We start from the raw sequence: 20,003 nt of genomic DNA, 5'->3' as shown, positions 1-20,003 counted from the left end.
CCCTCAGACCGCTGCGGGCTCGGTGCTCGACAGCGGTGCGCGACTCAGAGTGTCCGATGCGTTATCGTCGTCCGGAATCTCAACCGGAAGGCGAGCTGCCTCGGAGTAGTCGATTGCCGCAGAGATGAAGCTGGAAAACAACGGGTGCGGACGAGTTGGGCGAGACTTCAGCTCCGGATGAGCCTGCGTGGCAACGAAGAACGGGTGAACATCTCGCGGCAGCTCCACGAACTCGACCAGCTTACCGTCCGGTGAGGTACCGGAGATGACGAGTCCGGCGTTGGTCAAAGCTTCGCGATAGCTGTTGTTCACCTCATACCGGTGGCGATGCCGCTCGGAGACATCAGTTGTTCCGTACGCCTGTGCCACGATCGAACCCGGAACCAGCTTTGCAGGATAGGCGCCCAACCGCATTGTCCCACCGAGATCTGCGTTTCCCGCGACGATGTCGACCTGATCTGCCATCGTTGCAATAACCGGGTCTGCTGTGTCAGGGTCGAACTCAGCGGAGTTCGCGTCGGCGATGTCTGCCAGGTTGCGCGCCGTTTCGATAGCCATACATTGCAATCCAAGGCACAAACCCAGTGTCGGTATCGACCTCTCGCGGGCGTACCTGATGGCGCCGAGCTTCCCCTCGATACCTCGGATCCCGAATCCACCAGGGATGAGAACCGCATCCACGCCGGACAGTTGGGTCGCGGCTCCTGCCGTCGTCTCGCACAGGTCCGAAGCAACCCAGCGGACATTCACCTTTGCGCGGTGGGCGAAACCGCCGGCACGCAGTGCTTCGGTAACCGAAAGATAGGCATCCGGAAGGTCGATGTACTTGCCGACCAGTGCAACGGTAACCTCCCGCTTGGGGTGGCGTACCCGATCGAGCAGGTCGCCCCACAACGTCCAGTCGACATCACGGAAAGGCAAGCCCAGACGTCGAACGACGTAGGCATCAAGGCCTTCGGAGTGCAGCACTTTCGGGATCTCATAGATGCTCGGCGCGTCAACCGCTGCTACGACGGCCTCGGCATCGACATCGCACATCAACGAGATCTTACGTTTGAGATTCTCTGGAATCTCGCGGTCCGCCCGACACACGACAGCATCGGGCGTGATCCCGATACTGCGCAACGCCGCGACCGAATGTTGGGTGGGTTTCGTCTTGAGCTCACCCGACGGTGCGAGATAGGGAACTAGGGAGACGTGGAGGAAGAAGCAGTTTTCCCGACCGAGCTCGTGCCGAACCTGCCGCGCGGCTTCAAGAAACGGCAGCGATTCGATATCACCGACCGTGCCACCGACTTCGGTGATCACGATATCCGGAATCTGCGGCGCCTCACCCGGTGAAAACGAGGCCGGGGCGGCCATCGACCGAATGCGGTCCTTGATCTCGTTGGTGATGTGCGGAATGACCTGCACGGTATCGCCGAGATACTCGCCGCGCCGCTCCTTCGCAATCACAGAGGAGTAAATCTGACCAGTGGTTACGTTGGCCGAACCCACGAGGTCGGTGTCGAGAAAGCGCTCATAGTGGCCGACGTCCAGATCAGTCTCAGCTCCATCCTCGGTCACGAACACCTCACCGTGCTGGAACGGGTTCATCGTCCCGGGATCGACGTTGAGGTACGGATCGAGTTTCTGCATGGTGACACGCAGGCCGCGAGCTTTGAGCAGGCTGCCGAGGGATGAGGCCGTCAGGCCTTTACCGAGCGAGGATGCAACCCCGCCGGTGACGAAGAGGTGCTTAGTGGTCCGGGCTGATTGAGCCAACGAGACTCCCGTGGTCGCATCGAATACGAGCTGCGGACGGGGCAATTATCGGTGAAACGCACACCCGATAATCCGAGCTGAAACCCCACATATCCACGGGAGTTCACGGTAACACGAATTGACGTGGGGCAGGGCCACCGCGCCGAGTCAGCTGGCGCGCTCAGCTGGAACCGCCCGGGATCAAGGCATCGACGCCGGCCCCGGTGCCGAACTGTCCGGGACGGCCAGCCAGGGCCTCGGCGGCAACCAATACTGTCGTCAGCTGTCCAAGTGCGGTGTTGCCGTCATCGACTGTGGACACGCCCTGCTTCGCCGTGGAATCGGCTCGCACAAGGGAGACCAGTCCACCCTGAGTCGCCGAGGCGTTGTCTCCCACGACGACGGTGGGTCCGGTCACTGCGAATTGGGTAGCCATCGACAGCAGTATCTTGCCAGCCGCATTGTCAGGGTCGCTGGCAGCCTTCGCGCCCGGCGCCACGAGCAGGATGACCTTGCCCGCTGCCGGGTTGGCACCTTCTGATTTGGCCATGCCCAGCGTGCCCAGACCGGCAAGTACCTGCGTGAGGTCGGTCGCCTGGCCTTTGCCCAGTAGGACGAAACCGAGCAATGAACCCGCCAGCGTGCCCGCATCATCGGTCGTTGGCAGTTGCAGACCGACCGGATGAGCGCCAGAGGTAGCCAGTGCGCGAATGTCGGTCGCACGCTTCGGATCGGTGAAGTTGGCTGACAGCTGGATCCGTGCCGTCACCTTGCCCCCGGCCGCGGCCACCTCGGCAGCCAGACCGTCCTTGAATTCGCTGCTGGCGCCCGGGGCGCCGACGATCACAACGTTCGTCTTCGCCAAGGACGAGTTCGCGATCTTTGTACCGAACGCTTTCGCCAGGTCGTCGGCGTCGCCGGCCTGGCTCTGTAGCGTCTGGTTCGCCTGGACGGCGCTTGCGTTGGACTGCTTCAAATCACTGACCTGGCGACGCAGATCGCCTACGACCGCGCCGTTGAGCGCGCTCGTACCGATGACCACGCCGAGCGCAATGGCCAAAAATATGCCGATGATTGAAACAAGGTGGTACCTGAACGAGATCACGAGAAGAGGTCCCTCAGTCGGTCGACGAGATGTTGCCATCCGTCGGACAAGATGTGCAGGTAGCTGTCACCAGCGCTGCTGGCGACCAATACGACGGCAATGGCCACGAGAGCGGCCAATGCGAGCAGGACGAGCGACAAGCTCGAAATCTTCGTCTGAAACAACTGCGCAGCGGCCTTGGCATCCACGAGGCGGCCACCGACCTTGAGTCTGGTCAACACCGTTGACGCCATACCGCCGCGACCGGCGTCGAGGAATTCCTCCAGCGTGGCGCGGATCCCGACTGTGACGATCAATTTGGCGTGGCCAGCGTCCGCGAGCAACATTGCCGCGTCTTCGCTAGTCCCCGCGGTCGGGAAGATGACTGGCTCGATTCGTAGATCCTGCACCCGAGCGAGGCCATCAACCCGGCCGTGCTCGTTCGCGTGAGCCACTACCTCACCTGCGTCGCGTAACGCGGCCTCCGACATCGCGTCCATATCGCCGATAACCAGATCGGGTCGATAACCGGCATCGCGGAGCACATCGGCGCCGCCGTCAATACCAATCAGGACCGGGCGAAACTCGCGAATGTAGTGTTTCAAAGCCTTGAGGTCTGACTTGAAGTCATAGCTGCGGGCGACCATGAGCACATGGCGGCCGTCGAAGCGGGTTGACAGGTCCGGTAAGCCGACGCCGTCGAGCAGGAGTTCCTTCTCGCGATGCATATGCTGCTGCGCGCTGGCCGCAAAGGCTGCCAACTGTGCAGACAGCCCCTCCTTTGCGCGATCCATCGCCGCCGCGATGCTCGCCTGATCCTGACGAACGCCGCGGGCTACCTCGACCTCGCCGCTATACAGGGTGTCACCGTCGAGGCGGAGGCGGGTGCCCTCCTTGAGCTCGGAAAAGATCTCGGTGCCCACATCGTCTACGAGAGCGATACCACTGGCGATCAGGATCTCTGGTCCGAGGTTCGGATACCTACCGGAGATGCTCGGCTTTGCGTTGACCACCGCGGCGACCTGAACTGCAATGAGCGCATCGGCCGTCGCGCGGTCAAGGTCGGACACGTCGATGACCGCGATGTCACCCGCATGCAGGCGTTGTAGCAGGCGCGGAACTCTTCGATCGAGTCGAGCAACGCCCGCGATACCCGGCAGTGACATGTCCCGCGATCGGCGCATGGTGGCCATCTTCATGTGATCCGATGCTGCCATCGACGACCGGCTTTTCGGGTCTTCGCCACGCGGAGTTACCGTTTGGATCGAGTTCCTCGACGTGTCTTCGGCAATTCTGGGACCGAGCCGCCGCCGTCCGTAGACTCAGACATCGCCGATTTGGCGTCGATCGCGGCCGCGGCAAGCAGCTCGGCTGCATGTTTGCGGGCAACAGGCGTGTCATCGCCGGACAGCATCCGGGCGAGTTCTGTCAGCCGTTCGGCGCCGATGACCGTCCGGATGTCACTACGGGTGACACCCGTTTCATCCGTCGCATTCGTCTTGTCGACGACCACGTGATGGTCGGCGTAGGAGGCAACCTGAGCGAGGTGGGTCACCACGATGACTTGATGGCGGCGCGCGAGCAGGGCGAGGCGCCGACCCACTTCGATGGCCGCACGGCCGCCGACGCCGGCATCGACCTCGTCGAAGACCATGGTGGGAACGGGATCGGTACCAGCCAGAACAACCTCGATCGCGAGCATGACCCTCGACAACTCGCCCCCGGAGGCACCCCGCTGAACAGGAAGCGACGGCGCGTCTGGGTGTGAACGCAGGAGGATCTCGACTTCGTCCACGCCGTCCGGGCCCGCTCCGACCGGTTTCTTCTCCACCATCACCGACGGAGCTGCATCTGTCGATGCGCGGAAACTCACCTCGACGATCACCGCCGACCCGGTCATGGCAAGCCCTGCGAGCTCAGTGGTGATCTTGGCCGACAGGTCAGCTGCGGCCTTCCGGCGGAGTTGCGAGACCTCGTCGGCGATTCGGACGTAGTCGGTCCGCGCCCGATCCCGTGCCGCTGCCAGCGCCGCGATTGCTTGTTCTGAGGTGTCTGACTCCAGAAGACGCCGCTGAGCATCCTCCGCCCATTCGATGACAGCAGCCAGGTCCGCGCCGTACTTGCGTGTCAGAGTGCTGAGCGAGGCCCGGCGATCCTGCGTCGCGGCGAGCCGTGCCGGATCGGCTTCGAGCTTCATCTCGTATGCGGCCAATTCGGAGCCGACGTCGTTGGCAACGCTGAGCAGATCTGTCAGTTGGTCACTGATGGCATCCAATTCGATGTCGGTCCCGGCAACCTGTTGCAGTGCCCGTCTCGCCGAGCCGACAAGGCTCTGAACGTCGGCGGCCTCCCCGACCGGATCGTCGGGGTCGCCGAGTAACAGGTTGTGAGCCGATTTCGCAGCAACCCGAAGCGTGTCTGCGTGTTCCAGGCGAGCCGAGAGCACTGCGAGTTCGAGGTCTTCACCGATCTGCGGAGCGACGGCCTCGATCTCGGCGATACCGTAGCGAAGCAGTTCGGATTCCCGCTCGAGTTCGCGCGCGTCACTCTGCCGTCTGGCAAGTTCGGCCTCCGCCTCGCGCCAGTCGCGGAAGGCCGCCCGACACTGCCCAAGGTCGATGCCGGCATAGCGATCGAGCGTCAGTCGCTGCTCGGACGGCTGGGTCAGACGCTGTTGGTCGGCTTGCCCGTGCACCGCAACCAATCCGGTGGCCAGTCTGCTGAGCACGGACGCTGGGACGGAGGCACCACCGGCAGCGGCACGCGAACGACCGTTGGAACTGACCACTCGCCGCAGGACAAGCGTGCCGTCGCCGTCGACATCCCCGCCCGCATCGACAACCAGACTTGCCGCCGCAGAGTCCGCGCCAACAAGTAGTCGGCCCTCCACGCTGGCGGAGTCGACACCCGGACGAAGTCGACCGAAATCAGCACGACCGCCAAACATCAGGGAGAGCCCACTGAGGACCATGGTCTTTCCGGCACCGGTCTCACCGGTGACGACAGTCAGGCCGGGCCCGAATTCGAGCACCGCTTCAGAGATCACCCCAAGTCCGCGGATGCGGATTTCCTCCAGCACGCCCTAGACAGTAGTGGGCCCGCCATCACGAAAACTGCGAACGGGTAGTTGGAATTTGGCGACGAGCCTTTCACCGAACGGCGTTGGGTGCGGCCTCGCCACGAGAATCGGTTTACTTCCACGCTCGACCTGCAAACGAGTGCCAGGTCTCAAATCGTGCGAACGCCGCCCGTCACAGCTGAGCAGACCCGACTGATCTGGTCTGAGAAGGTCAAGCCGGATCTGCGAGGTCGGCGCTACTACGAGGGGGCGGTCGAACAAGGCGTGAGCAGCGTTCGGCACCACGAGCATGGCCTCGACGTTCGGCCAGACGATAGGACCGCCGACTGAGAATGCATATGCCGTCGAGCCCGTCGGGGTTGCGCAGATGATGCCGTCACAACCGAAGCGCAACAACGGACGATCATCGACGGCAACTTCGACCTCGATCATCTTCTCGCGGCTGCTCTTCTCGACCGATACCTCGTTGAGCGCCCAATCGTGGGCGATCACTTCGTCATCAAACATCGTTGTCACCGCCAAGGTCATCCGTTCCTCGACCTCATAGTGACGATCGACGATCGCGGACACAGTTGCGTCGAGGGCATCGACCTCGGTCTCGGCAAGGAAGCCCACGTGTCCCAGGTTGACTCCGAGTAGTGGCACGTCGCAATGACGGGCGAGTTCGGCAGCACGAAGGAACGTTCCATCCCCGCCGAGCACGAGGCTGACCTCGGTGCCAACCGCGCAGTCCGGGCCGTCGAGAATGGTGATCTTGTCCAACGCCGAACCGGGGCCGCTCAGCTCTTCGTTGACGTCGTCCTTGGCGAGATCCGCGGCCTCCGTGGCATTCAGCCTGACTTCGAAGCCGGCAGCGCTCATTTTCATAATGACGTGTCGCGCGAGGTCACGGATGTCGGATCGCCCGGTATGCACGACCAGCATCACCGACCTCATGTGTCCTCCTTCAGGGTGTCAGCTGCCTTGATCGGCACGGTTGCTTTGATCGGCGTCTTGTCCTCGGCGTTCGCATCCGGCTCCATCGCAACGGACTGAATGAGATCGGAATCGGGTGGACCGGCGTCCTTTCGTAGCCACAGGAAGAACTCAATGTTGCCGCTTGGACCGGGCAGCGGACTCTTCGCTACGCCGGCCGTTCCCCAGCCGAGGCGCTCAGCTGCTGTCGCAACCGCGAGGACAGTTTCAGCCCGGAGTAGCGGATCCCGGACCACACCGCCCTTACCGAGCCGATCCCGACCGACTTCGAATTGAGGCTTGACCATCGGAACCAGGTCATCGATGGTGCACGATGCCAAGGCAGGCAGGACGAGGGCCAGGGAGATGAAAGACAGGTCGGCGACCGTAATGTCGGCCGCCCCGCCGATCTGCTCGGGAATCAACGTACGCACGTTTGTTCGATCCTGGACCCGTACTCGGTCATCGGACTGCAGCGCCCACACGAGTTGGCCGTATCCGACGTCGACGGCGATGACCTCACGAGCACCTCGCCGGAGGAGTACGTCTGTGAAGCCCCCGGTTGAGGCTCCGGCGTCGAGGCATCGGCGCCCGCTAACGTCGATTCCCGTGAAGGTGTCGAGCGCACCGATCAGTTTGTACGCGCCGCGTGAGGCATAACCGGGATCGAGCCCGGCGGATTGAATGCGGATCGGCGTATCCGTATCGACACCGGTAGCAGGCTTCGTCGCAGTGGCACCACGGACCTGTACCCGCCCTGAGGCAATCAGCTCGACTGCTTGTTCCCGTGAGCGGGCGAGCTGACGACGAACCAGCTCAGCATCCAGACGCAACCGGCGAACCATGTGCGCTCGGATCAGGCGTGGTCAAGGTCGGAGAGCGCAGCTTGCAACTCAAGATGCAGGCCCTCGAAACGGGTAGCGGCTTCGGCCAAGGGAAGGGTATCGATACCGTTCAACAAGTCGCGGGCACTTTCTATACCCAGAAGTACCTCGGTCACGGGCACGGGCGCAGGCACGGGATCACTCACAGATGCCAAGGTACCCGGTTGGTGCCTCGCTCCCCGGCAACCGCGATGCTGCGAGACTCGCGCAGTAGCTTATCGTCGCGTCACATCACTCGCGAAGCTCATCGAGCCTTGACCGGGAGGCCCAACCCGCTCAGTAGATCCAGAGCGATCTTGTCGGTCGCGACGAGCCCTGCCGGCCTCAGACCGGCGTCACTGAGCGACCATGCAGCTGCCGAGAGGGCACGCAACGGATCGAGACCGTCACCCTCCTCGGACTGCAGCCCGGCGCCGACGCTGAGATCGCGATCATCGATTCGGACCACGGCCGACCCGCAACCGAAGCCGTTCTCGAGTCTGTTGACCTTCGGGTGAGACGTCAGGAGTGCATTTAGGTCCCGACCGAGATAATCGGGACGCTGGGCAGTCGTTGCAGCCAACAAATCGGCCGGTGAGGTGACGCCCGTCAAGACGAGGAGCGCCGCGCAGTCGGCCCGCCTGGCGCCTTCGATGTCTGTGTCCAAGCGATCGCCTACCACCAACGGATGCTTCGCGCCCGAGCGTTGCACGCTTTCGGCGTGCATCGTCGGATCGGGTTTGCCCGTTGATACCGGTCTCATTCCAGTGGCATGGCGTAGTGCAGCGACCAGCGCGCCGTTTCCGGGTAGTGGACCTCGGGGCGAGGGCACGGTCGGATCTAGGTTGGTGGCGACCCACTGCGCGCCGCGGCGGATTGCCACCATGCCCTCAGCGAGCGCGTGCCAGTCGAGTTCGGGCGAGTATCCCTGAGCAACTGCCAGCGGTTCGTCATCAGCTGAAAACACCGGCTTTAGGCCTCGTTCGGTCAACGCCTCGATCAAACCCGTCGTGCCGAGCACTAGTACCGCGGACCCGTTGGGCAGTCGGTCTGCGAGATAATGGGCGGCTGCGTGGGAGGAAGTGATGACCTCACTTGGCTGTGCCGGGACTTCCATCCCGGTCAGGAGTGCGGCCACCTGCTCGGGAGTACGCGACGCATTGTTGGTGACGAAGGCCAACCGCATGCCTTGCCCGCGCGCGGCGGCTAGGGCTGCCGGCGCCCCCGGTATCGCCTGCGCTCCCACGTAAACCACGCCATCAAGATCTAAGAGAGCGACATCGTATTCGATCGCCAGCGGTTGCGCGGAAGCCATCATGGGCTGAATCATTCTCCATCGTGGCTCCTGGCCGGAACCCCATCCCTGGGCCGGGGAATTGCGTAACATCGTTGCGCGTGAGCATCGCCGACAACCCTGACCGCACCCAAGCCGCACCCCCGTCGAAGGGGCTGTCCCTGACACCGTTTCGAGCGACCCGCTATACGAACCCGGACGCGACCCTCGGGCTGCAGCTCTCACCTCCATACGACGTGATCTCACCGGAGGTACGCGCGTCGCTGATCGACGGTAGCGAGACGAACGCGGTTCGTCTGATCCTGCCGGGCGACGCCGAGTCAGCCCTGGCTGACGGCGATCCTTATGCCGGCGCCGAGATGCTGATCGAGGCATGGATCGAAGACGGGACACTTGCCGTAGATGACGTCGAGGCGTTGTTCGTCTACGAAATGTCCACACCGCAAGGCGACGTCACCCGAGGCCTGCTCGGCGCGATCGAGCTTCGCGACCCTGATGACGGCGTGATACTGCCGCATGAGAACACGATGGCAGGTCCTGTCTCCGACCGCCTTGCCTTGATGACCGCTACCGATGCGAATCTAGAGCCCATCTACCTTGTGTACGACGGCGGTGGAGCGGCTTCGAGTTTGGTGGCGGACACGCCTAGTACGCCGCCCGTGGCTCAGGCGCGGACCTCTGACGGAGTCACGCATAGATTGTGGGCACTGACTGATCCCGCTCAGCACGCGGCGGTTTCGGATGATCTGTCCGGCCGGCGTGCGCTGATTGCCGACGGCCACCACCGGTACGCGACCTATCGCCAGCTTCAAGCTGATCATGGTGGCCTGCCCGGGCCGTGGGATCGGGGCCTCACGCTTCTAGTTGACACTTCGGCTTATGGACCGCAGGTCCACGCCATCCATCGTGTCGTCGCCCTCGGTTGGGACCAGATCGTCGCGATGACACGTCAGGTAGCCACGCTAGGTGCGCCCATACCCATCGATCAGGTCGAAGATGTGCTCGCTGACATCGACGGCTTTGCCGTCGCGCTCGTTCACGGAGCCGAGGCCAGAGTGGTGAGCGACGTCAAACCGGACGTGATCTCCCACGGCCTGGGCTCAGAGTCGGGAACCGCTCTTGGCCGCCTGGATGTCACCATCTTGCATCGGGTTCTCGTCGAGCAGGTGTGGGGGCTGACCGATTCGGTCGAAACGGTCGACTACGCACACGACATCGACGACGCGATCGCGGCTGCTGACGCCAGCGGTGGCACCGCGGTTCTGCTGAGAGCCACTCCCGTACAGGCCGTCGCCGAGGTGGCCGCCGCCGGCGCAAGGATGCCGAGAAAATCGACGCTCTTCACTCCGAAACCAGCGTCCGGTCTCGTCCTGCGTCGATTCGCCGATCAGTAGCAGGTTCGCTACAGCAGGTTCGCGGCGCGGTCGGCGGCGTCGGTTTCGTCGTCGTGATCGGCGATCGCCGCGTGTCCGAACCACTGAATCGCGTCTTGAGTGCGGCCTGCTTCAGCCAGAGCGTCGGCGTAGGCGTACCAGAGCCTCGCGCTGCCAGGCTTCGGATTCTTCGGATCGAGGCCGCTTCGCTCGAGTACGGCCAAGGCAGCGTCGAGCTGACCCATGTCCCGCCGAGCACCCGCGACAACGATTTGCAGCTCGGCGCGCGTTGCTGGGTCCAACTTTCCAACGATCGGGTCTTCGATGGCTTTCAACGCACGCTCAGGCCGACCTAAGGCCCGCTCGCAATCGGCCATCACGGCGATGTTGGAGGCATCACCGGACATACGACGGGCCGCCCGCAGCTCTGACAACGCCTCCGCCCACTCGCCTGCGTGGTAGGCGGCGAGTCCACATGCTTCCCGAACCGCAGCTATACGTGCGCCGCGGCCTCGCGCAGCACGCGCGTGTTCGAGCGCCTTTTTAGGATCATCGTCGATCAGCTGACCCGCGGCGACCAGATGCCCACCAACGAACTCGGCGCCGAGCTTGCTCAGTGAACGCAACTCAGATCGAACTGCCGGATCGAGCAAGCGTGGATCAGCATCGGCCGGAATAGCGATCTCCGTGCCTCTGGTCGGTCGAGATCCGCGAGTCGCTTCATAGTCCTCTTCTTCTATCCGATGACTGCGTCCGCCTCGAGGAGCCGATTCACCGGTTCGCGCATATCGCGGAGCGCCTGCCCGATTCGGGCGATCCGCGCCTCCGTGATCCCGGCCACCGGAGCGACCAACATTGCCTTCGCGGCCGGCGGGCCGGCCAGTGGGACGTTCGCGGTTCCCACCCGATCGGTCATTACCGGGCCGGTCGCTGCCGCTCGCGGGACGGGCACCACTCGAGCGGCCCCAGTCATCCGAGCGGGCACCCGAGGCGAACCGCTCGTCACGACCGACCCTCGGTTGCGAGCGACGCGAAGGGTCCGAACCCGAGGCCCGGGCTGCCCCGCCGCGCCGGTCAGAAGCGGGCCGGTCGGAAGCGGGCCGGTCCGATGAGTAGCCGCGGCTCCCGCCTCGTCGGTCTGAGGCACCAGCCGAGCGTTCGGTGCCACTGGACCGGGGCCTGCCGGGCGAGCGGCTGGCGCCGGCGGTGCTGCCGCCAGACTCCCACCAGTTGTTTCCGGCCGCGCGCGGCGCGTCACGGCCAGCGGATTTGCGATCATCAGCACCACGGGACGAGGATCCACCACGTGCAGGGCGGGCTGACTGCGAACGATCCGTTGAACTCTCGCGCCACGGACGATCCGATTGGGAACGCGGCGGCTGAGCACCACGTACGTCTCGACGCTCCGAGCCGCGAGCGCCGGACGACCTCGATGCGGCGCCCCGATCGGCCGAATAGCCGGGACGACCGTCGCGACGGGCGGCACTGCGGTCGGCCGACCCGCGGGCATCACTGCGGTCGCCCGACCCGCGGGTGTCACCGGAGCTCTGGCTGCCTCGACCGCCGGCAGCTGGGTTTGAGGCGCGACCGCGATTTGAATTCACATTGCCACGGTTCGAGGCACCGCGTGAATTCGAACCTGATCCTGTCGTACGCCGTGCTCCGTATTCAGCCATTTAAATCATCCATCCCGATCAATAAACGAAAAACAATCGTGTAAAACAAATAAAGCCATTACTGTTCGACCGAGGCCGAACAGTAATGGCTCAAAATGCGGCCAAGGTCGTTCAGCTAAAAAGCCGAACGACCTTGGTCGAAGTTGTGTCCGGCGACGTCCTACTCTCCCACGCGGTGGCCCGCGCAGTACCATCGGCGCTGGGAGGCTTAGCTTCCGGGTTCGGGATGGGTCCGGGCGTTTCCCTCTCGCTGTGGTCGCCGAAACTCTATGGAGATGTGTGGTCCGCTCCCGCCGGCCCGGCCCCTGGTGTTGTGGGGTGGGTGGTGGGGGGTCCGTATCTCGAGAGACCGCACAGTGGACGCGTAGCATGTTTGTGGTGAAGTCCTCGGCCTATTAGTACCAGTCAGCTGCAACCATTGCTGGTCTTCCACTTCTGGCCTATCAACCCGGTGGTCTCGCCGGGGGCCTTACTCCACTTGGGATGGGAGTCCTTATCTTGAAACGAGCTTCCCGCTTAGATGCTTTCAGCGGTTATCCCTTCCGAACGTAGCTAATCAGCAGTGCCCTTGGTAGGACAACTGACACACCAGAGGTTCGTCCGTCCCGGTCCTCTCGTACTAGGGACAGCCTTTCTCAAGACTCCTGCGCGCGCGGCGGATAGGGACCGAACTGTCTCACGACGTTCTAAACCCAGCTCGCGTGCCGCTTTAATGGGCGAACAGCCCAACCCTTGGGACCTACTCCAGCCCCAGGATGCGACGAGCCGACATCGAGGTGCCAAACCATCCCGTCGATATGGACTCTTGGGGAAGATCAGCCTGTTATCCCCGGGGTACCTTTTATCCGTTGAGCGACACCGCTTCCACTAGCCAGTGCCGGATCACTAGTCCCGACTTTCGTCCCTGCTCGACCTGTCAGTCTCACAGTCAAGCTCCCTTGTGCACTTGCACTCAACACCTGATTGCCAACCAGGCTGAGGGAACCTTTGGGCGCCTCCGTTACATTTTAGGAGGCGACCGCCCCAGTCAAACTACCCACCTGACACTGTCCCTGATCCGGATTACGGACCGAGGTTAGACATCCAATTCGAACAGAGTGGTATTTCAACGTTGACTCCGCCCACACTGGCGTGCGGGTTTCACAGTCTCCCACCTATCCTACACAATTCGAACCGAACACCAATATCAAGCTATAGTAAAGGTCCCGGGGTCTTTCCGTCCTGCCGCGCGTAACGAGCATCTTTACTCGTAGTGCAATTTCGCCGAGTCCACGGTTGAGACAGTCGAGAAGTCGTTACGCCATTCGTGCAGGTCGGAACTTACCCGACAAGGAATTTCGCTACCTTAGGATGGTTATAGTTACCACCGCCGTTTACTGGGGCTTAAATTCTCAGCTTCGCCCTTACGGGCTAACCGGTCCTCTTAACCTTCCAGCACCGGGCAGGCGTCAGTCCGTATACATCGTCTTGCGACTTCGCACGGACCTGTGTTTTTAGTAAACAGTCGCTTCTCGCTGGTCTCTGCGGCCTTCCCACGCTCACCGTCGCTTGTACGGATCACGCGGACAGGCCCCCCTTCTCCCGAAGTTACGGGGGCATTTTGCCGAGTTCCTTAACCATGGTTCACTCGATCGCCTTAGTATTCTCTACCTGACCACCTGTGTCGGTTTGGGGTACGGGCCGCTCAGAGCTCGCTAGAGGCTTTTCTCGGCAGCATAGGATCATCGAATTCGCCCCAATCGGCTACGCGTCAGTTCTCAGGCCTGTGTCACGCGGATTTACCTACGTGACGCCCTACCACCTTGCCCCAGTATTACCACTGACTGGTACGACTACCTTCCTGCGTCACCCCATCGCTTGACTACTACTAGCTCGGGTCACGCGCTCCACCGGTTTCCGTCCGAAGACATGACCGGTTTCAGGCGCTTAGCATCACTAGCCTCATCATGGGCGCTCTTTCGCGGGTACGGGAATATCAACCCGTTGTCCATCGACTACGCCTGTCGGCCTCGCCTTAGGTCCCGACTTACCCTGGGCGGATTAGCCTGGCCCAGGAACCCTTGGTCATCCGGCGGAGGAGTTTCTCACTCCCCTTTCGCTACTCATGCCTGCATTCTCACTCGTGTGCCGTCCACGGCTGGGTTCCCCCGCCGCTTCACCCGGCACACGACGCTCCCCTACCCATCCACACCCCTGGCCCCATACCCCGAAAGGCAGGAACAGGGTAACGCGTGAATGACACAGCTTCGGTGGTGTGCTTGAGCCCCGTTACATTGTCGGCGCAGAATCACTTGACCAGTGAGCTATTACGCACTCTTTAAAGGGTGGCTGCTTCTAAGCCAACCTCCTGGTTGTCTATGCGACTCCACATCCTTTCCCACTTAGCACACGCTTGGGGACCTTAGCTGGTGTTCTGGGTTGTTTCCCTCTCGACTACGGAGCTTATCCCCCGCAGTCTCACTGCCGCGCTCTCACTTACCGGCATTCGGAGTTTGGCTGACTTCGGTAAGCTTGTGAGCCCCCTAGGCCATCCAGTAGCTCTACCTCCGGCAAGAAACACGCGACGCTGCACCTATATGCATTTCGGGGAGAACCAGCTATCACGAAGTTTGATTGGCCTTTCACCCCTACCCACAGCTCATCCCCCAGGTTTTCAACCCTGGTGGGTTCGGTCCTCCACACGGTCTTACCCGCGCTTCAACCTGGCCATGGGTAGATCACTTCGCTTCGGGTCTAGAGCATGCGACTCAAACGCCCTATTCAGACTCGCTTTCGCTACGGCTTCCCCACACGGGTTAACCTCGCCACATACCACTAACTCGCAGGCTCATTCTTCAAAAGGCACGCTGTCACGACCACACCCAAAGGCATGGCGACGCTCCAACGGCTTGTAGGCGCGCGGTTTCAGGATCTATTTCACTCCCCTCCCGGGGTGCTTTTAACCTTTCCCTCACGGTACTAGTCCGCTATCGGTCACTAGGTAGTATTTAGGCTTAGCGGGTGGTCCCGCCAGATTCACAGCGAATTTCACGGGCTCGCTGCTACTTGGGGTAACACTCGGGAGACAGCAGGTTTTCGTCTACGGGGGTATCACCCTCTACGCCACGACATTCAATCGCTTCGACTAACCACACTGTTTTCTCACTCCCTGCAGGCTCGGCAGAACCCACTGAATGGCCCCACAACCCCAACAACACAACACCTGCCGGCTATCACGTGTCACTGGTTTAGCCTCTTCCGCTTTCGCTCGCCACTACTCACGGAATCACGGTTGTTTTCTCTTCCTGTGGGTACTGAGATGTTTCACTTCCCCACGTTCCCTCCACACACCCTATATATTCAGATGCGGGTAACACGACATGACTCGTGCTGGGTTTCCCCATTCGGACACCCTCGGATCACAGCTCGGTTGACAGCTCCCCGAGGCTTATCGCAGCCTCCTACGTCCTTCATCGGCTCCTAGTGCCAAGGCATCCACCGTGCGCCCTTATTAACTTGACCACAAAGATGCTCGCGTCCACTGTGCAGTTCTCAAGGTACGGGCAACACTCACACCAACCCCCGCACACCCCCACCCACAGGCAGAAGCAGTTCAGGGAACATGAGCATCAGACCGATCCAGCCCCCCACCCGGACCCGCCCGACCCCTTACCCAAACAGCAAAGAGACCAGACCAAGCCACGAACCAGGGAAACCGTGAAAGCAACAAACCCCCGCCGCTAGACGGGACTGTTTGTTCTCTCAGGACTCAACAGTGTGCCTACACCACCCCGGACCAGGACCGGACCCGTTCCACCCAGAAAACTCTGGAGTACTAAAGCCCACCCCGGCCGAAGCCAGTGAATTAGTTAGTGTTCCACCCTCGAGCAGCCCGCGCCGAACAGACGTCGACGAACAGGCATGCACTGCGAAACCCCACCGGCCACCCAGGACCGGCGAACATTCCGAAGCAGCTCCTTAGAAAGGAGGTGATCCAGCCGCACCTTCCGGTACGGCTACCTTGTTACGACTTCGTCCCAATCGCCGATCCCACCTTCGACGGCTCCCTCCCCGAGGGGTTGGGCCACCGGCTTCGGGTGTTACCGACTTTCGTGACGTGACGGGCGGTGTGTACAAGGCCCGGGAACGTATTCACCGCAGCGTTGCTGATCTGCGATTACTAGCGACTCCGACTTCATGGGGTCGAGTTGCAGACCCCAATCCGAACTGAGACCGGCTTTCTGGGATTCGCTCCACCTCGCGGTATCGCAGCCCTTTGTACCGGCCATTGTAGCATGTGTGCAGCCCTGGACATAAGGGGCATGATGACTTGACGTCATCCCCACCTTCCTCCGAGTTGACCCCGGCAGTCTCCTATGAGTCCCCGACATAACTCGCTGGCAACATAGGACGAGGGTTGCGCTCGTTGCGGGACTTAACCCAACATCTCACGACACGAGCTGACGACAGCCATGCACCACCTGTGCAAGGCCCTTACGGACCCCGTATCTCTACGAGATTTCCCTGCATGTCAAGCCCAGGTAAGGTTCTTCGCGTTGCATCGAATTAAGCCACATGCTCCGCCGCTTGTGCGGGCCCCCGTCAATTTCTTTGAGTTTTAGCCTTGCGGCCGTACTCCCCAGGCGGGGCGCTTAATGCGTTAGCTGCGGCACAGACCTCGTGGAATGAGGCCCACACCTAGCGCCCAACGTTTACGGCGTGGACTACCAGGGTATCTAATCCTGTTTGCTCCCCACGCTTTCGCTCCTCAGCGTCAGTATCGGCCCAGAGACCCGCCTTCGCCACCGGTGTTCCTCCTGATATCTGCGCATTTCACCGCTACACCAGGAATTCCAGTCTCCCCTGCCGAACTCTAGTCTGCCCGTATCGGCTGCAGGCCCGGGGTTGAGCCCCAGGTTTTCACAGCCGACGTGACACACCGCCTACGAGCTCTTTACGCCCAATAATTCCGGACAACGCTTGCACCCTACGTATTACCGCGGCTGCTGGCACGTAGTTGGCCGGTGCTTCTTCTGCAGGTACCGTCACTCACGCTTCGTCCCTGCTGAAAGAGGTTTACAACCCGAAGGCCGTCATCCCTCACGCGGCGTCGCTGCATCAGGCTTTCGCCCATTGTGCAATATTCCCCACTGCTGCCTCCCGTAGGAGTCTGGGCCGTGTCTCAGTCCCAGTGTGGCCGGTCGCCCTCTCAGGCCGGCTACCCGTCGTCGCCTTGGTAGGCCATTACCCCACCAACAAGCTGATAGGCCGCGGGCCCATCCCTAGCCGAAAAACTTTCCAAACCAAGAGATGCCTCTCGATCTCATATCCAGTATTAGACCCGGTTTCCCGGGCTTATCCCAGAGCCAGGGGCAGGTTGCCCACGTGTTACTCACCCGTTCGCCACTAATCCACCAGCAAGCTGGCTTCATCGTTCGACTTGCATGTGTTAAGCACGCCGCCAGCGTTCGTCCTGAGCCAGAATCAAACTCTCCGTGAATGCTTCAAAGAAAACCCACCCCACACCAAAAAAGGCGCGAAGCAGAGAATCAACCACAAGAAAGCCAACCACCCCAAAGAGCAGTCAACGATTACTGACCAATTCCGAGCCGACAAAAAATCAACCCTAAATCAATCACAACAACCCACAACACAACAACCAACCCACAAAAGAGCCAGCCACCATGCCACAGGCAAAAAAATGGCACTAACTTTCAGCACACTGTTGAGTTCTCAAAGAACAAACACACACCACCACAAACCCACCACAAAGGCGAATCCGATCCGGGGCAACCCACAAAACACTACTCGGCCCGACACGCACAGTCAAACAACCGCACCCGACCCGAACGCCACCAATCAGTACCGGCATGAAGCCGCTTTTCTGTCTCGATGACCACACACCACCAGACCCACAACAACAAGCCCAACACCGTGCAACAAGAACCTTAACGTAGGCCCTCTGCCATTACAAATCGTGGCCGTCAGGTCTCTCCAGGCCCCGTATCTTCGGCCTTTCAAGATCATTTAAGCCCTTCGTTCAGCCGACGCTAGCTGTGACCCGGACCACCTTTCGCTTGCCGATCGAAACAAGTCGGTTCCTAAGCGACTCACCCTCGACGTCGTACTGTTTGGCTGGCTGTACCGCGCCATCAATCTTCACGGCACCAGAATCGATGAAGCGACGGGCGGCGGAGGTGCTTTCGGCCAAACCCGCGGCGGACAGTAACGCCGGCAGATGCACCATCTCACTCAGGTCCCAACTGAAATCGGTCGCCTGAACTGACAGATCTCCCCGTTGGTGAACAGCATTGAAGTGTTCCTCGGCAGCCGTAGCCGCCGCTGGTCCGTGGTAGAGACCGACGATCTCTCGGGCAACGCGACGCTTGGCCAGGTTTGCCGAAATGCCGCCCGCCGCGATGTCGGCAGCCACCCTTGCTACCTCCTGCGGATGCAACGCGGTGCAGAGGGTGGCATACGACTCGACCACTGAGTCAGGAATCGACATGAGTTTGCCGAACTGTTCCGTTGCGGGCTCCGAGATCGCGACGTAGTTACCGAGCGATTTGCCCATCTTCTCTACGCCATCGGTCCCGACGAGCAACGGCACCGTCAGCACTGCTTGCGGCGCCTGCCCCCGGCTCCGCTGCAGTTCCCTGCCAACCAAGTTATTGAAGGTTTGATCGGTACCGCCGAGCTCTATATCCGCCCGGACCTCCACTGAATCGATGCCTTGTAACAGTGGGTAGAAGAACTCCGACAGACTGATCGGACTCTTGTTCGCAAAGCGTCGGGCGAAATCGTCCCTCTCCAGAAGCTGCGCGACTGTCATAAGCCGGGTGTAGCCGAGGATCTCTGCCAAGCCCATCGGAGCGAGCCAATCCGCGTTGTTGAGCACCTCGGTCAAGTCCTGCTTGAGTATCTGCATTATCTGGTCGAAGTAGCCTCGCGCATTGGCCACCACCTGTTCCGCCGACTGCGCGGCGCGCATGCTGGTCTTACCCGACGGGTCGCCTACCTGGCCGGTGAATCCGCCGACAACCAAGATTGCGATGTGGCCGAAGTCCTGAAACTGGCGGAGCTTACGCAACACAACAGCGTGCCCAAGCGTCAGATCCGATCCGCTTGGGTCGATACCAAGCTTCACCCGCAAGGGTCGACCTTCGCGATCTGCAGCCAGCAAACGTTCGGCCAATCCGTCAGCGGGCAAGATATCGGCGGCGCCCGCCGACAACACTTCATAAGCTTCGCGCAACTGGGTAGGCAATTGACTCAGCGAAGACTGTGGTGGATCCGGGGTGACGTTCACATCCTCAAGTCTGCCGGTTGATCCCATTCGCCGAGCGGGCACCCACCCCACTGCCCGAGCGGCGTCCTCCCACCCGATATGGAGAGACCGAAGGCTCACCCGGCAACCAGAATCGCCACGGAAAGTCGGCCGCCACGGCGATGCCTACGCGCGGGCCGACCGAGTACGTTTGCTCCTCGCCGAGTTCAAGCAGCTGAACGAGCGAGCTGCGGGCGAGCAGATCCGTGCCTGTTCGCTCCCCTGTGAGGCCGAGGCACCTGGCCAGCCGCGCAGGGCCGCTGGCGAGCATCGGAGTCTTCAGTTTTGTCGGAGTGCGCCCGCGAGCAGCAGCCTCACCGCTGACGATCTGACCGGAACGCAGCAGCACCGCGGAGGCGACCTCGTACGTCCCACAGGTCACGTTGGCGCACCAGTGCATGCCGTAGATGAAGTAGCAATACAGGTGGCCCGCGGCACCGAACATGACCGCATTCCGCTTCGTTCGTCCACGGAAGGCATGCGACGCGGGATCGAGGGCACCCTCGTAGGCCTCGACCTCTGTAACGCGCACCGATACCTCGACGCCGTCTACAGAGCTCTTCAGAATTGCGCCGAGAAGCGTAGGAGCGACTTCCAACGCTGGCCTGGACAGCTGGTCACGATCGATCAC

13 protein-coding genes and 3 rRNA genes are annotated in these 20,003 nt (G+C 61.6%); 1 reads left to right on the top strand and 15 read right to left on the bottom strand.

From position 1 onward, the window contains the following. Positions 1 to 3: 3 nt before the first annotated feature. From ACSMXN_RS12130 to ACSMXN_RS12095, 8 genes are all read right to left on the bottom strand, one after another. Positions 4 to 1,764, bottom strand: coding sequence for a CTP synthase (locus tag ACSMXN_RS12130; protein ID WP_051148760.1), 1,761 nt, complete (start codon positions 1,762 to 1,764; stop codon positions 4 to 6). A 160-nt stretch (positions 1,765 to 1,924) separates the two neighbouring features. Then, positions 1,925 to 2,848, bottom strand: coding sequence for a copper transporter (locus tag ACSMXN_RS12125; protein ID WP_022911711.1), 924 nt, complete (start codon positions 2,846 to 2,848; stop codon positions 1,925 to 1,927). Next, positions 2,845 to 4,026 carry a putative cytokinetic ring protein SteA gene (gene steA / locus ACSMXN_RS12120; protein ID WP_022911710.1) on the bottom strand — a complete coding sequence of 394 codons (1,182 nt, stop codon included), beginning with the start codon at positions 4,024 to 4,026 and terminating at the stop codon, positions 2,845 to 2,847. Before steA ends, ACSMXN_RS12125 begins: the two co-directional genes overlap by 4 nt. A gap of 53 nt (positions 4,027 to 4,079) precedes the next feature. Then, positions 4,080 to 5,906: a DNA repair protein RecN gene (recN, locus tag ACSMXN_RS12115; RefSeq protein WP_022911709.1), complete on the bottom strand. Its 1,827-nt coding sequence runs from the start codon at positions 5,904 to 5,906 to the stop codon at positions 4,080 to 4,082. 3 nt (positions 5,907 to 5,909) lie between these two features. Further along, positions 5,910 to 6,842, bottom strand: coding sequence for an NAD kinase (locus ACSMXN_RS12110; protein ID WP_022911708.1), 933 nt, complete (start codon positions 6,840 to 6,842; stop codon positions 5,910 to 5,912). Beyond that, a complete protein-coding gene (locus tag ACSMXN_RS12105) occupies positions 6,839 to 7,705 on the bottom strand; it encodes a TlyA family RNA methyltransferase (protein ID WP_022911707.1) in 867 nt (288 codons plus the stop codon). The genes ACSMXN_RS12110 and ACSMXN_RS12105 overlap by 4 nt, the downstream gene beginning before the upstream one ends. 11 nt (positions 7,706 to 7,716) lie before the next feature. After that, entirely contained in the window at positions 7,717 to 7,890 is a 174-nt protein-coding gene (locus ACSMXN_RS12100) for a hypothetical protein (protein ID WP_155958252.1), read from the bottom strand. A 98-nt stretch (positions 7,891 to 7,988) separates the two neighbouring features. Next, on the bottom strand, positions 7,989 to 9,041 hold the full coding sequence (locus tag ACSMXN_RS12095; protein ID WP_022911705.1) for an HAD-IIA family hydrolase: 1,053 nt from the start codon (positions 9,039 to 9,041) through the stop codon (positions 7,989 to 7,991). 77 nt (positions 9,042 to 9,118) lie between these two features. Here ACSMXN_RS12095 and ACSMXN_RS12090 point away from each other — a divergent pair, with 77 nt between their 5' ends. Beyond that, positions 9,119 to 10,411 (top strand): DUF1015 family protein, encoded by a 1,293-nt coding sequence (locus ACSMXN_RS12090; RefSeq protein WP_022911704.1) that lies wholly within the window; start codon positions 9,119 to 9,121, stop codon positions 10,409 to 10,411. 8 nt (positions 10,412 to 10,419) lie between these two features. Here the strand turns inward: ACSMXN_RS12090 and ACSMXN_RS12085 are convergent, their stop codons facing one another. The 7 genes from ACSMXN_RS12085 to ACSMXN_RS12055 form a co-directional block, all read right to left on the bottom strand. After that, on the bottom strand, positions 10,420 to 11,043 hold the full coding sequence (locus ACSMXN_RS12085; RefSeq protein WP_081648910.1) for a tetratricopeptide repeat protein: 624 nt from the start codon (positions 11,041 to 11,043) through the stop codon (positions 10,420 to 10,422). Positions 11,044 to 11,126: 83 nt separating this feature from the next. Continuing rightward, positions 11,127 to 11,930: a hypothetical protein gene (locus ACSMXN_RS12080; RefSeq protein WP_081648909.1), complete on the bottom strand. Its 804-nt coding sequence runs from the start codon at positions 11,928 to 11,930 to the stop codon at positions 11,127 to 11,129. 283 nt (positions 11,931 to 12,213) lie between these two features. Continuing rightward, positions 12,214 to 12,330: ribosomal RNA gene (rrf, locus tag ACSMXN_RS12075) — 5S ribosomal RNA — on the bottom strand. A gap of 111 nt (positions 12,331 to 12,441) precedes the next feature. Then, a 23S ribosomal RNA gene (locus ACSMXN_RS12070) occupies positions 12,442 to 15,567 on the bottom strand. Between the two features lie 460 nt (positions 15,568 to 16,027). Next, positions 16,028 to 17,545 (bottom strand): 16S ribosomal RNA (locus tag ACSMXN_RS12065). The 16S, 23S and 5S rRNA genes sit together here, the layout of an rRNA operon. Before the next feature lie 540 nt (positions 17,546 to 18,085). Beyond that, the gene (gene tyrS, locus ACSMXN_RS12060) at positions 18,086 to 19,354 is read right to left on the bottom strand and encodes a tyrosine--tRNA ligase (RefSeq protein ID WP_196811203.1); all 1,269 of its coding nucleotides are present in this window, start codon (positions 19,352 to 19,354) and stop codon (positions 18,086 to 18,088) included. A 4-nt stretch (positions 19,355 to 19,358) separates the two neighbouring features. Beyond that, on the bottom strand, positions 19,359 to 20,003 hold the full coding sequence (locus ACSMXN_RS12055; RefSeq protein WP_022912494.1) for a DNA-3-methyladenine glycosylase: 645 nt from the start codon (positions 20,001 to 20,003) through the stop codon (positions 19,359 to 19,361).

Source organism: Parajatrophihabitans canadensis (assembly GCF_053764775.1).
This window is presented reverse-complemented; position numbering and strand designations above follow the sequence as displayed.